Annotated in this window: 11 protein-coding genes; 7 read left to right on the top strand and 4 right to left on the bottom strand. The window is 68.6% G+C overall.

From position 1 onward, the window contains the following. Positions 1-69: 69 nt before the first annotated feature. Genes BG90_RS29430 through BG90_RS29410 form a run of 5 tightly spaced genes read left to right on the top strand, consistent with a single transcriptional unit; the run spans position 70 to position 4,761 of the window. A complete protein-coding gene (locus tag BG90_RS29430) occupies positions 70-1,599 on the top strand; it encodes a CoA-acylating methylmalonate-semialdehyde dehydrogenase (protein WP_010108354.1) in 1,530 nt (509 codons plus the stop codon). Positions 1,600-1,611: 12 nt separating this feature from the next. After that, positions 1,612-2,508, top strand: a complete 897-nt coding sequence (mmsB, locus tag BG90_RS29425) for a 3-hydroxyisobutyrate dehydrogenase (RefSeq protein WP_010118153.1) — start codon at positions 1,612-1,614, stop codon at positions 2,506-2,508. Continuing rightward, positions 2,508-3,302, top strand: coding sequence for an enoyl-CoA hydratase (locus tag BG90_RS29420; protein WP_010118154.1), 795 nt, complete (start codon positions 2,508-2,510; stop codon positions 3,300-3,302). Before mmsB ends, BG90_RS29420 begins: the two co-directional genes overlap by 1 nt. After that, positions 3,299-4,438, top strand: a complete 1,140-nt coding sequence (locus tag BG90_RS29415) for an enoyl-CoA hydratase/isomerase family protein (protein ID WP_010118155.1) — start codon at positions 3,299-3,301, stop codon at positions 4,436-4,438. The genes BG90_RS29420 and BG90_RS29415 overlap by 4 nt, the downstream gene beginning before the upstream one ends. A 59-nt stretch (positions 4,439-4,497) precedes the next feature. Continuing rightward, a complete protein-coding gene (locus BG90_RS29410) occupies positions 4,498-4,761 on the top strand; it encodes a hypothetical protein (protein ID WP_124072323.1) in 264 nt (87 codons plus the stop codon). 245 nt (positions 4,762-5,006) lie between these two features. On the opposite strand, the gene BG90_RS29405 is transcribed toward BG90_RS29410, so the two are convergent. From BG90_RS29405 to BG90_RS29395, 3 genes are read right to left on the bottom strand one after another with little or no spacing between them, the layout of a single operon-like run. Then, positions 5,007-6,398: an efflux transporter outer membrane subunit gene (locus BG90_RS29405; RefSeq protein ID WP_010118159.1), complete on the bottom strand. Its 1,392-nt coding sequence runs from the start codon at positions 6,396-6,398 to the stop codon at positions 5,007-5,009. Positions 6,399-6,407: 9 nt separating this feature from the next. Continuing rightward, on the bottom strand, positions 6,408-8,369 hold the full coding sequence (macB, locus tag BG90_RS29400; RefSeq protein ID WP_041281966.1) for a macrolide ABC transporter ATP-binding protein/permease MacB: 1,962 nt from the start codon (positions 8,367-8,369) through the stop codon (positions 6,408-6,410). Between the two features lie 2 nt (positions 8,370-8,371). Continuing rightward, a complete protein-coding gene (locus BG90_RS29395) occupies positions 8,372-9,574 on the bottom strand; it encodes an efflux RND transporter periplasmic adaptor subunit (RefSeq protein WP_010118163.1) in 1,203 nt (400 codons plus the stop codon). 368 nt (positions 9,575-9,942) lie between these two features. Between BG90_RS29395 and sfnG the strand changes: the two genes are divergently transcribed. Both sfnG and BG90_RS29385 read left to right on the top strand, forming a co-directional pair. Then, positions 9,943-11,037: a dimethylsulfone monooxygenase SfnG gene (gene sfnG / locus BG90_RS29390; protein ID WP_010118164.1), complete on the top strand. Its 1,095-nt coding sequence runs from the start codon at positions 9,943-9,945 to the stop codon at positions 11,035-11,037. 344 nt (positions 11,038-11,381) lie between these two features. Then, on the top strand, positions 11,382-12,104 hold the full coding sequence (locus BG90_RS29385; protein ID WP_010118166.1) for a ribonuclease T2: 723 nt from the start codon (positions 11,382-11,384) through the stop codon (positions 12,102-12,104). A 333-nt stretch (positions 12,105-12,437) separates the two neighbouring features. Here BG90_RS29385 and BG90_RS29380 read toward each other — a convergent pair whose 3' ends face one another. Beyond that, positions 12,438-13,352 (bottom strand): glutaminase, encoded by a 915-nt coding sequence (locus BG90_RS29380; RefSeq protein WP_010108377.1) that lies wholly within the window; start codon positions 13,350-13,352, stop codon positions 12,438-12,440. Between the last annotated feature and the right edge of the window lie 131 nt (positions 13,353-13,483).

Genomic DNA, 13,483 nt, shown 5'->3' with positions numbered 1-13,483 from the left:
CGCGCCGCCGCATAAACCGGCCGATGACGCGCGCGGCGCGTCGCCGGCCATAGCCTGGAGAATCGCACGATGAACGCAACCCCGTCGTCCCAGAAGGGACATCACGTGCCGACCGTGAAGCTGTTGATCGGCGGCGAATTTGTCGAATCCCACGCGACCGAGTGGCGCGACATCGTCAATCCGGCGACGCAGGAGCTGCTCGCGCGCGTGCCGTTCGCGACGCCGGCCGAGGTGGACGCGGCGGTCGAGTCCGCGCAGGCCGCGTTCGCGAAATGGAAGAGCACGCCGCTGTCCGCGCGGATGCGGATCATGCTCAAGTTCCAGGAGCTCGTGCGCGCGAACCTGCCACAGATCGCGAAGACGCTGACGGCCGAGCAGGGCAAGACGCTGCCCGACGCCGAGGGCGACGTGTTCCGCGGCCTCGAGGTCGTCGAGCACGCGTGCTCGGTCGGCTCGCTGCAATTGGGCGAATTCGCGGAGAACGTCGCGGGCGGCGTCGATACCTACTCGCTGCGCCAGCCGCTCGGCGTGTGCGTCGGCATCACGCCGTTCAACTTCCCGGCGATGATCCCGCTGTGGATGTTCCCGATGGCGATCGTCTGCGGCAACACGTTCGTGCTGAAGCCGTCCGAGCAGGATCCGCTGTCGACGATGCAGCTCGTCGAGCTCGCGATCGAGGCGGGCGTGCCGAAGGGCGTCTTGAACGTGGTCCACGGCGGCAAGGAAGTCGTCGACGTGCTGTGCACGCATCCGCTCGTGAAGGCGATCTCGTTCGTCGGCTCGACGGCCGTCGGCACCCACGTGTACCGGCTCGGCAGCGAGCACGGCAAGCGCGTGCAGGCGATGATGGGCGCGAAGAACCACGCGGTGATCCTGCCCGACGCGAACCGCGAGCAGACGGTGAACGCGCTCGTCGGCGCGGCGTTCGGCGCGGCGGGCCAGCGCTGCATGGCGACGTCGGTCGCGGTGCTCGTCGGCGCGGCGCGCGACTGGCTGCCCGACATCGTCGCGAAGGCGAAGACGCTGAAGGTCAACGCGGGCGCCGAGGCGGGCACCGACGTCGGCCCGGTCGTGTCGCGCGCGGCGAAGCAGCGGATCCTCGGCCTCATCGAGACGGGCGAGAAGGAAGGCGCGACGCTCGCGCTCGACGGCCGCGACACGAACGTCGACGGCTATCCGCACGGCAACTTCATCGGCCCGACGGTCTTCGCGGACGTGAAGCCGGAGATGACGATCTACACGCACGAGATCTTCGGGCCGGTGCTGTGCGTGATGTCGGTCGATACGCTCGACGAAGCGATCGCGCTCGTCAACGCGAATCCGTTCGGCAACGGCGTCGGCCTGTTCACGCAGAGCGGCGCGGCGGCGCGCAAGTTCCAGAGCGAGATCGACATCGGCCAGGTCGGCATCAACATTCCGATTCCGGTGCCGGTGCCGTTCTTCAGCTTCACGGGCTCGCGCGGCTCGAAGCTCGGCGATCTCGGCCCGTACGGCAAGCAGGTCGTGCAGTTCTACACGCAGACGAAGACCGTCACCGCGCGCTGGTTCGACGACGACGCGACGGCGGGCGCCGTCAATACGACGATCCGTCTGCACTGATTGGGAGGCGCGATGAAGATCGGTTTTATCGGCTTGGGCCACATGGGCGCGCCGATGGCGCTCAACCTGCTGAAGGCGGGCCATGAAGTGCGCGCGTTCGATTTGAGCGAGGATGCGCTGCGTCTCGTGAAGGACGGCGGCGCGCAGGTCGTGATGTCGCCGCGCGACGCGGCGGCGGGCGCCGAGTTCGTCGTCACGATGCTGCCCGCGGCCGCGCACGTGCGCGCCGTGCTCACGCAGGACGATGGCGTGTTGGCCGGCCTCGGCGCGGGCGCGATGCTGATCGATTCGAGCACCATCGATCCGGCGAGCGCGCAGGCGTTCGGCGAGCTCGTGCGCGGCAAGGGCGGCGCGTTCGTCGACGCGCCGGTATCGGGCGGCACGGGCGGCGCGGCGGCGGGCACGCTGACGTTCATGGTCGGCGGCAGCGACGCCGACTACGAGCGCGTGAAGCCGGTGCTTTCGGCGATGGGCAAGAACATCGTCCACTGCGGCGCGACCGGGATGGGGCAGGTCGCGAAGGTCTGCAACAACCTCGTGCTCGGGATCACGATGGCGGGCGTCTCCGAGGCGATGGCGCTCGGCGCGTCGCTCGGCATCGATCCGAAGGTGCTCGCGGGCATCATCAACACGTCGACGGGCCGCTGCTGGAGCGCCGATACGTACAACCCGTATCCGGGCGTGATCGAGACCGCGCCGTCGTCGCGAGGCTACACGGGCGGCTTCGGCACCGATCTGATGCTGAAGGATCTCAGCCTCGCGAACGACGCGGCGAAGCACGTGCGGCAGCCGGTCTATCTCGGCGCGCTCGCGCAGCAGCTCTATCAGACGATGAGCAGCCGCGGCGACGGCAAGCTCGACTTCTCGGCGGTGATCCGTCTGTACCAGCCGGTCAAGAAGGACGCCTGATGATCGAGCTCGACTACGCCGACGACGGCGCGATCGCGCTCGTCACGCTCAAGCGCCCGTCCGCGAACACGTTCAGCGCGGACGGGCTCCTGCAACTGCAGCGCACGATCGAGCGGCTCGAAGCCGATTCGCGCGTGCGCGCGCTCGTCGTCACGGGCGACGGCCCGAAGTTCTTCAGCGCGGGCGCCGACCTGCACTCGTTCGCCGAAGGCGATCACGCGATGGCGCGCACGATGGCCGCGCGCTTCGGCGCCGCGTTCGAGGCGTTGCACGACGCGCGCTTCCCGACGATCGCCGCGATCAACGGCTATGCGATGGGCGGCGGCCTCGAATGCGCGCTCGCGTGCGACATGCGGATCGCCGAGCGGCATGCGCAGATGGCGCTGCCCGAGCCGTCGGTCGGCCTCACGCCGTGCGGGCTCGGCACGCAGACGCTGCCCTGGCTCGTCGGCGAAGGCTGGGCGAAGCGGATGATCCTCGCGGGCGTGCGCGTCGACGCCGAAACGGCGCTGCGCATCGGCCTCGTCGAGGAGGTCGTCGACACGGGCCGGGCGCGCGACGCCGCGCTCGAGCTCGCGCGCGGCGCGGTCGCGCTCGGTCCGCGCGCGGTCGGCGTCGCGAAGGCGCTGATCGGCCTCGCGCGGCAGGGCGTGCCGCGCGGCGCGGCGCTCGCAATCGAGCGCGAGCGCTTCGTCGACCTGTTCGACGGCGGCGAGCCGCGCGAAGGCGTCGCCGCATTCCTCGGCAAGCGCAAGCCGCAATGGCGAATCGACGACGGAGGGCAGCCGCAATGAGCGCGCCGATGATGCACGACGTCCATCGCGACGCGGTTCACGACGTGTCGATGCGCGTCGTGAATCGCGTCGCGCTGATCACGCTGAACCGGCCGGCCGCGCTCAACGCGCTGTCGCACGAGATGGTGCGCGAGCTCGCCGCATTGCTCGAGCGCTGCCGCGACGATCGCTCGATCGTCGCCGTCGTGTTGCGCGGCGCGGGCGACAAGGGCTTCTGCGCGGGCGGCGACGTGCGCGCGCTCTACCGGATGGCGAAAGCGGGCGGCCGCGACTGGCTGCCGTTCTTCGTCGACGAATACCGGCTCGACTACGCGATCCACACGTTTCCGAAGCCCGTCGTCGCGCTGATGGACGGCATCACGATGGGCGGCGGGATGGGACTCGCGCAGGGCGCCGCGCTGCGCGTGTCGACCGAGCGCAGCAAGATCGCGATGCCGGAGACGCGGATCGGCTTCGTGCCCGACGTCGGCGCGACGCATTTTCTCGCGAAGCTGCCGGTCGAGCTGTCGTTGTACGTCGGCCTGACGGGCGCGACGCTGTCGGGCGCGGATGCGCTCGTCGCGAAGCTGGCCGATCTGTCGGTGCCGTCGTCGTGGCTCGACACGTTCGAGACGCGGCTCGAACGCACCGACTGGTCGGGCGACGCGCTGCGCGCATTGCGCACGGTGTTCGCGCCGCCGTGCAACGTCGTGCCGCATGCGGCGCTCGACAGTCAGATGCCGTGGATCGTCCGGCACTTCGACAAGCGCTCGGGCGTCGAGCGGATCGTCGCGACGCTGCGGCAGGATCTGACGCGCGACGAGCTGTCGCGCGAGCATCGGCAATGGCTGCAGACGACGCTCGACGCATTGACGAGCCATTCGCCGACGATGCTCGAAGTGACGCGCGAGGCGCTGTTGCGCGGCCGGCAGATGGCGCTCGCCGAATCGTTCCGGATGGAGCTCGGGATCGTCACGCGCGCGATCGAGGAGGGCGATTTCCGCGAGGGCGTGCGTGCGCATCTCGTCGACAAGGACCGCAGGCCGGGCTGGGCGCCCGCGTCGCTCGTCGAGGTGCAGCGCGAGCGGGTCCAGCATTTCCTGACGTCGCCGTGGAAGCGCGATGCGCATCCGCTCGCCGGGCTTGGCGTAGCGTGACATGACGTGATTTGACGGCCGGCGCGCCGGCTCGCGGCGCGGCGGCATGGCGGCATGGCATGGCACGGCACGGCGTCGCGCAGCTCGCGCCGCAGGATCTTGCCGACATTGCTCTTCGGCAGATCCGCCGCGCTGATTCGACCGTACCGTTCGCGCGCCTCGGCCGGCGTCGGCGTTTCGCCGCGCTCGGGCGGCACGCCGCGGATCACGGGCTCGATGACCGGGCAGGGCGGTGGCGTGATCGCGTCGACGAGCGCGAGCGTGGCGCGCTGCGCCGCCAGGAGCTTCATCGCGTCATCGCGATGCGCACACGAGCCGCGTGACGGCGGCGTCGACTCAGTTCGGCTGGCGCGTGCCCGCGAGTTCGCGCATGTAGGCGGGCATCGTCGACAGCATCGCGGCGCGCATGGCCCAGGCGGCGACCCGAATGAGCAGCACGAGTACGTTCCTGCATCGTCCTTTCTTCGTATGCGTAGGAAAGACGATGCAAGGCTGTCGGATTTCGGCTAGCGAGTGCTTTCGAACGGAGCCTCGAAACGGCGGCGGACGGCCGGTCAGGCGGGGGCCGTCAGGACAGTCGGTCCGCGCCGCCCAGCGCCTTGTACAGGTTCATCCGGTTGTTGAGGCGGCCCAGCTGAGTGCGCGCCAGCGCGCTTTGCGCATCGCGCAGCCGTTGCTGCTCGTCGAGCCACGGTTGCACGCCCGTCGCGCCGGCGATGAAGCGCGCCTTCGCGAGCGTTTCCGCGCGCCGCGCCTGCGCGAGCGCGAGCGCGCGCTCGTCGGCCTCGGCTTCGAGCTGCACGCGCGCGGACAGCGCGTTCTCGACTTCGCCGAGCGCGCGGTACAGGTTCTGCCGGAAATTGACGACGGCTTCCTCGTACTGCGACTTCGACACCTTGATCTGCAACTGCATCGTGTTCCACTGGATGAACGGCAGCGTGAGCCCGAGGCCGAGCGTCGCGACCGGATTCTGCAGCACGCGCTCGAGGCTCGTGCTCGACGTGCCGACGCTGCCCGTCAGCGTGAACGTCGGGTAGAAGCTCGTGCGCGTCACGTCGACGTTCGCGAGCGATTCGCGCAGCCGGAACTCGGCCGCGCGCAGATCGGGGCGGCGGCCGAGCAGCTCGGCGGGCAGGCCCGCGGCGACTTCCGGCAGCGGCGCATCGGGCAGCGCGCCGCGCTCGGCCGCTTGCCGCTGCGGCGGCCGATCGAACAGGATCGCGAGCGCGTTGCGGTTCTCGGCGCGCTGCTGGATCAGCTGCGTCTGGTCGGCACGCAGCGCGGACAGGTTCCGCTCGGCCTGCGCGACGTCGAGACCGGACGTCGCTCCCGCCGCATGGCGTGAGCGCACGAGCTTCAGCGTCCGCTCCGCATACGCGATGTTCGCGTCGCCGAGCGCGATCTGCTGGTTCAGATATGCGACCTGCCAGTACAGCGCGGCCGTCGTGCCGATCAGCGACAGCCGCGCCGCATCGCGGTCGGCCTGCGTCGCTTCGAGCGCCCAGCGCGCGGCGTCGCGCTGCGCGGCGAGCCTGCCCCACAAGTCGAGCTCGTAGCCGAGCGTCGCCGTGATGCCGCTCGTGCGGCCCATCCGGTGCGTGTCGAGCGTGCGCGACACGTTGCCGGTCGCGCCGAGTGTCACGTTCGGCGTCAGGTTCGTATCGGCGAGCCCCGCTTGCAGTTGAGCGCGATAGACGCGGATCGCGGCGGCCGCGAGATCGTTGTTCGTGCGCAGCGCTTCGTCGATCAGGCGATCGAGCGTCGGGTCGCCGAAGCGGCGCCACCAGTCATCGGGCGCGGCGCTCGCCTGCGCGGCGACGGGCGACGCCCATTGCTCGGGCAAGCTGACCGAGGGCGGCGGCGTGTCGCGCGACCGCGTCGCGCAGCCGGACAGCAGCGCGCACGCGCATGCAAACGTCGCGGCGCGCCGGGCGAAACGACGGGTCGGGAAGATCGTCATCGCTTCACCTCAATCGCGCGCGAGCGCATCGATCGGATCCAGCCGCGATGCATTGCGCGCGGGCATGAAGCCGAACACGACGCCGATCAGCGTCGAGCACAGGAACGCCGACACGATCGAGCCGGCCGAGAACACCATCTTCCATTGGTCGACGAACAGCGAGAACAGGAAACTCATCCCGAACGACAGCACGATGCCGATCGCGCCGCCCATCAGGCAGACGGTCACGGCTTCGACGAGGAACTGCTGCATGATGTCGGCCTGCCGCGCGCCGACCGCCATCCGGATGCCGATCTCGCGCGTGCGCTCGGTCACGGACACGAGCATGATGTTCATCACGCCGATCCCGCCGACGACGAGCGAGATCACCGCGATCAGCGACAGCAGCAGCGTCAGCGATTGTCCGGTTTTCTCGACGGTCTTGACGACGCTGTCCATGTTGTACGTGAAGAAGTCCTTGCGGCCGTGCCGCTGCAGCATCAGCTTCGTCAGGCTCTTCTCGGCCGCGTCGCTCGGCTGGCCGTCGCGCACGCGCACGGTGATGCTGTCGAGATGGCGCTGGCCGAACAGGCGCCCCGACGCGGTCGTGTATGGCACCCAGACGTTGAGGTTCTTCATGTCGCCGAACGCGCTCTTCTTTTCCGCGGTCACGCCGATCACGACGCACGGCAGGTTGTCGATCAGGATCACTTCGCCGAGCGGGTTCGGATTCGCGCCGAACAGCTTGCGGCGCGTGTTCTCGTCGATCACCGCGACCTGCGCCTGGCGGCGCACCTCGTCGGGCCCGAACGCGATGCCTTGCGCCATCTTCATCCCGCGCACCTGGAAGAAGCGCTCGCCGACGCCGCTCACGAGCGCGTTCACGTCGACGTTCCGATAGCGCAGCAGCAGGCTGCGCGACGTCTCGGGCGTCGCGCTGTCGACGTAGATCTGCTCGGCGAGCGCGGCCGCATCGGCGGGCACGAGCGTCTGGATCGTGTCCGCGCGGCTGTCGCCCCAATCGCGGCCGGGGTAGACGTTGATCGTGTTCGTGCCGATGCTGCCGATCTCGTCGAGCATGTAGCGCTTCGCGCCTTCGCCGATCGCGACGATCGACACGACCGACGTGATCCCGATGATGATGCCGAGCATCGTCAGCAGCGTGCGCAGCCGATGCGACACGAGCGCGATCCACGCCATCCGGAACGCTTCCGCGAAACGGCCGACGCCCGCCGACAGACGGCGCGTGCGGTGGGGCGTCGGGCTGCCGTTCGCGTCGTGCTCGGCGTCGGCGTCGTCCGCGCGCGGATTGAGCCGGTCGCCGACGATCCGGCCGTCGCTGATCTCGATGATGCGCCGCGCATGCGCGGCGACGTGCTCGTCGTGCGTGACGATGATGACCGTGTGGCCGAGCGCGTTCAGCTCGCGCAGAATCCGGATCACGTCCTGGCCGCTCTTCGAATCGAGCGCGCCCGTCGGCTCGTCGGCGAGAATCACTTCGCCGCCGTTCATCAGCGCGCGCGCGATGCTGACGCGCTGCTGCTGGCCGCCCGACAACTGGCTCGGCCGATGGTCGGCGCGATCCGACAGGCCGAGCCGCGCGAGCAGCTTCAGCGCGCGCTCGCGCCGCTCGGCGTGCGCGCTTCCCGCGTAGACGGCCGGCATCTCGACGTTCGCGGCCGCGGAGAGATGCGGCAGCAGGTGATAGCGCTGGAAGATGAAGCCGAAATGCTCGCGGCGCAGGCGCGCGAGCTCGTCGCTTTCGAGCTCGCTCGTCTCGCGTCCGCTCACCTTGTAGCTGCCCGAGCTCGGATGATCGAGGCAGCCGAGGATGTTCATCAGCGTCGACTTGCCCGAGCCGGACGCGCCGACGATCGCGACGATCTCGCCCGCGTCGATCGAGAGATTCACGTCGTCGAGCACGACGACGTCCTTGTCGCCCGCGGGAAAGCGCCGCGTGATGCGCGTCAGTTGCAGCAGCGGTTCGGCCATCGTCAGTTCCCCGCGTCGGACGCGGCGGCGCCGGCGGCCGCGGGTTCGTTCGCATCGCCGATGATCACGCGCTCGCCTTCCGTGAGGCCCGCGAGCACTTCGACCTTCACGTTGTTGTTGATGCCGGTGCGGACCTTGCGGGTCGCGACTTTGTCGTCGGCGCCGACCACGCGCACCGGGTACGTGCCGTCCTTGTCCTTCGCGCCGAGCGCGGTGACGGGAATGTTGAGCGCGTTGCGCGCGGTGCCGAGCAGGATGCTCACTTGCGCGGTCATCGAGATGCGCAGCCGGTGGCCGGGATTCGGCACTTCGAAGAGCGCGTTGTAGAACACCGCGGTGTTCGATTTCGACGAGCCGCCGCCGCCCATGCCGCCGAGCCCGCCTTGCGTGTCGAGGAAGTTCTGCGGCGCGGGCTCGATCGCGCGCAGCTTGCCGTAGTAGCGCTTGTCGGGCTCGCCGAGGATCGTGAAGTACGCGGCCTGATCGGGGTGGATGCGGATCACGTCCGCTTCGGACACCTGCGCCTTGACCGTCATCGTGTCGAGCTCGGCGAGCTTCAGGATCACGGGCGCCTGCTGCTGCGCGATCACGGTCTGGCCTTCCTGCGTGACGATCGCGACCACTTCGCCGTCGATCGGCGCGGCGATTCGCGTGTAGCCGAGGTTCGCGCGCGCGATCTCGATCTTGATCCGCGCCTCGCGGATCTGCGCGTCGAGCGCGGCGAGGCTCGCGCGCTGCACGTCGAGCGTCGCGGCGGCGGCCTCGTAGTCCTGGCGCGAGGTTGCGTCGTCGGGCAGCATCTGCTGCTGCCGCTTGAACGCGAGCTCGGCCTGCTTCAGCTGCGCGGCGGTCGAGCGCTTCTGCGCGATCAGGTTGTCGACGTTCGCTTCGGCCTGGCGCAGCTCGTTTTGCGAGATCACCGGATCGATCTCGGCGAGCCATTGGTCCCTCTTCACCTTGTCGCCGAGCTTCACCTTCAGCGATTTCAACTGGCCGGACACCTGCGCGCCGACGTCGACCTGCTTGAACGCTTGGAGCGTGCCCGTGGCCAGCACGGCGTTTTCGAGGTCGGCTCGGGCGACCTTCGCGGTCAGGTAGTGCGGCGCTTTGTCTTTCGCAAAGAAGCGTTGGACCAGCACGACGAGCGAGGCGAGCACGACGACGCCGGCCGCCGCGGCGATCCAGCGGCGTTGGGATTTTTTCATGGGAGGCGGAACGGTAAGGCGTGGCAGGCGAGCAATTGTAATGAAAATGCAAACCGTCCATTGGAATACGGAAAGGCGCGCCAGGTTCAACGCGGCGACAAATTTCCTCAATATTCCGACAGTTCGTTACATGAGCGGGGCGGGCGCGACGACGCGAGGGCCTCTCCGTCGCCGCCGCGCGTCATTTGCATATCTCGCGGCGGCGGGCATCGATAGCTGAATTCATTGGTTGGCCGTCATACCGGCCCGCCCTACGATGCGCCGGGACAGACGCCGCGCGAAGCGGCGCGTCCGAGGGCCATTGCCGACCGGCCGGCCGCGCGCCGCCGAATCCTTGCCATCCCCTTCATGCTTCAAGGAACGATCCGATGAGTCACGAGCCGGACCACCTCAAGTTCGCCTACTGGGTGCCTAACGTCAGCGGCGGCCTGGTCGTCAGCAAGATCGAGCAGCGCACGAGCTGGGATATCGACTACAACCGGCGTCTCGCGCAGCTCGCCGAGAAGAACGGCTTCGATTACGCGTTGTCCCAGATCCGCTTCACGGCCGGCTACGGCGCCGAGTTTCAGCACGAATCCGTCGCGTTCAGCCATGCGCTCCTCGCCGCGACCGAGCGGCTGAAGGTAATCGCCGCGATCCTGCCGGGGCCGTGGCATCCGGCCGTCGTCGCGAAGCAGCTCGCGACGATCGATCAGTTGAACCAGGGACGCGTCGCGATCAACGTCGTGAGCGGCTGGTTCAAGGGCGAATTCACCGCGATCGGCGAGCCTTGGCTCGAGCACGACGAGCGCTATCGACGCTCGGAGGAATTCATCCGAGCGGTGAAGGGCGTCTGGACGCAGGACAACTTCACGTTCAAGGGCGACTTCTATCGATTCAACGACTACACGCTGAAGCCGAAGCCGTTGCAGCAGCCGCATCCGGAGATCTTCCAGGGCGGCAACTCGGCGGCCGCGCGCCGGATGGCGGCCGCCGTGTCCGACTGGTACTTCATGAACGGCAACACGCTCGACGGCCATCGCGCGCAGATCGACGAGATCCGCGCGGCGGCGGCCGCGCAGGGACGGCAAGTGAAATTCGGCGTCAACGCGTTCATCATCGCGCGCGACACCGAGCGCGAGGCGCGCGACGTGCTCGACGAGATCGTCCGTCACGCGGACGTCGAAGCCGTCAACGCGTTCGGCCACGCGGTCAAGCAAGCAGGCAAGGCGACGCCCGAGGGGCAGGGCATGTGGGCCGATTCGAAATTCGCCGATCTCGTTCAGTACAACGACGGCTTCAGGACCAACCTGATCGGCACCCCCGGGCAGATCGCCGAGCGGATCGTCGCGCTGAAGGAGATCGGCGTCGATCTCGTGCTCGGCGGATTCCTCCACTATCTCGAGGACATCGAGTATTTCGGCCGGCGCGTGCTGCCGCTCGTGCGCGAGCTGGAGCGGCGGCGCGACGCGCAGCCGGCTTGAGTCGATGTAAAGGCAGAGCCCCGCCGCCGAGCGTCGTGCGACGAGCGGCGGGCTGTGCGCTTTGGGATGCGCGATGAACGGGCGAGGGGAATGACGCCATCTGCGAGCGCATGCGGCGCTTCATCGGAATCCGCGTTTGAATTTCGCGTTTGAAACATCCACGCCGCGCGTGCGATCGCATGCGCGCTCGCCGTACTCGTTCAACTGCGCCGACCATCACCTTCGTCGCGCCTTCACGCAGTCACACCGCTGCAATATTGACGAAAGCACAATAGGCACCCGACAGTTCACCAACATCGCGGTGCCGTTCGCGCGGCCGCCGCGTCCATACTGAGGGGGCCGGTATGCTTCATACCTTCGCGCGCGCCGCGTGCGCGCTTGCGGTCGCGTCGGCTTGCAACGCCGCCAACGCCTACGACTATCTGTTGCTCGCGACGTCCTGGGAACCGGGCTTCTGCGCGACGCACAGCGCCACCGAGTGCGGCACGCTGTCGGGTTCGTACGCGTCGACGAACCTGTCGCTGCATGGTTTGTGGCCGAACAACTACGACGGCAATCAGCCGTTCTACTGCGGCGTGCCGCAGAACGAGATCGACCTCGACAACAACCATCAGTGGTGCAGCATGGACTCGTACCCGGTCGGCTCGTCGACGTTGAGCACGCTGTCGACGTACATGCCGGGCGTCGTGTCGTGCCTCGACAAGCACGAGTGGTACAAGCACGGCACCTGCGCGCAGGCGCCGTCGGCCGACGCGTACTGGAACAACGCGACCGGGATGGTCAGCCGCCTGTCGACGACGTCGTTCAACACGTTCCTGCAATCGAACGCGGGCAACACGGTGACGCGGACGCAGCTCCTGACCGCGTTCGAAGGCGCGTTCGGCAGCAACACGCGCGGCGCGGTGTCGCTCAAGTGCGTGAAGGTCAACTACGTCAGCTATTTCACCGAGGCGTGGATTGCGGTGAAGACGGATGCGACGTCGCAGTTCCCGAGCGCGGCGTCGCTCGTGACGGACGGGAGCACGCAGGGCACGTGCCCGACGTCCGGGATCTACATCGCGAAGTAAGCGGGGCTTGGCCGGCGCGGTTCGGGCGGCACGCGGTTCGGGCGAGCGGCGCGAAGCGCAGGCAAAGCGAGCGCGGCTGTCGGGCAGGCCGTCCGAATTCGGTCGGTCAGGCGGCGAACGTCGCAGATGTCGGTGACGTTCGTCGCTCGGTTGCCGCTCGGTCCGTTGTCCGGCTCTCCGCCGGCCAAGCACGCGAAATCGCTTTCAGTGCGCGGGTGACCAATCGATAACCAGCGACGCGGCCTGCGGAGAAGCGGTCGCGTGGGTCATCGATGACCCGCGGCATCGCGGCGCACGCGCGCCGCCCGAGCCTGCATCGCGCCGCCGACGTCGTCAGAAAATCGAACGCCCCGAATACGTCGTCAGCCACTCGAGCGCCAGCGTGCCCGCGAGCGAGTTGCCGTTCGGATCGAGCCCGGGCGACCACACGCACACCGCCATCTCGCCCGGCAGCACCGCGACGATCCCGCCGCCGACGCCGCTCTTCGCCGGCAGCCCGACGCGGTAGACGAAGTCGCCCGCGGCGTCGTAGGTGCCGCAGGTCAGCATCAGCGCCGACAGCCGCTTCGCCGAGCTCGCATCGAGAATCCGCGCGCCCGTCGCCGGCGCGACGCCGCCGTTCGCGAGAAAGAGCGCCGCCTGCGCGAGCTCGACGCAGTTCATCGTGATCGCGCATTGGCGGCAATACGCGTCGACGACCGTCTCCGGCGGCATCTGCATGTTGCCGAAGCTCGCCATGAAATGCGCCATCGCGCGGTTGCGCTCCGCGTGCTGCAGCTCGGACAGCGCGACGCGCGAATCGTAGTCGATGTCGGCGATGCCGGTCAGGCGCCGGATGAATTCGACGAGCGCCGTCTCCGCGCGCACGAAGCGGCGGCTCAGCACGTCGGCGACGACGAGCGCGCCCGCGTTGATGAACGGATTGCGCGGCTTGCCGCGCTCGCTTTCGAGCTGCACGAGCGAGTTGAACGCGGTGCCGGACGGCTCGCGCCCGACGCGCTGCCACAGCTCGTCGCCGAGCAGCTGGAACGCGAGCGTGCACGCGAACAGCTTCGAGATGCTCTGGATCGAGAAGCGCTCGCGCGCGTCGCCGACCGTGTGGACTTCGCCGTCGAGCGTGACGACCGCCATGCCGAACCGTTCGGCGGGCACTTTCGCGAGTTCGGGGATGTAGTCGGCGACGCGCCCCGCGCCGATCCAGGGCGCGAGTTCGGTGTGGATGCGTTCTAGGATCGCTGGGTAATTCATCGAATCGGTACGCGGCGCGCCGCGCGGGTATGAAGCGAGCCCGTATGGAACCTTCTCGGCGGCAATTCGTCAAGCATCGGCGGCGCGGCGGACGCATGCACGGGGAAAATCGCGCCGACCGCGGCCGATCG

This window comes from Burkholderia oklahomensis C6786 (assembly GCF_000959365.1).
GTDB classification, from domain to species: Bacteria; Pseudomonadota; Gammaproteobacteria; order Burkholderiales; family Burkholderiaceae; genus Burkholderia; species Burkholderia oklahomensis.
This window is presented reverse-complemented; position numbering and strand designations above follow the sequence as displayed.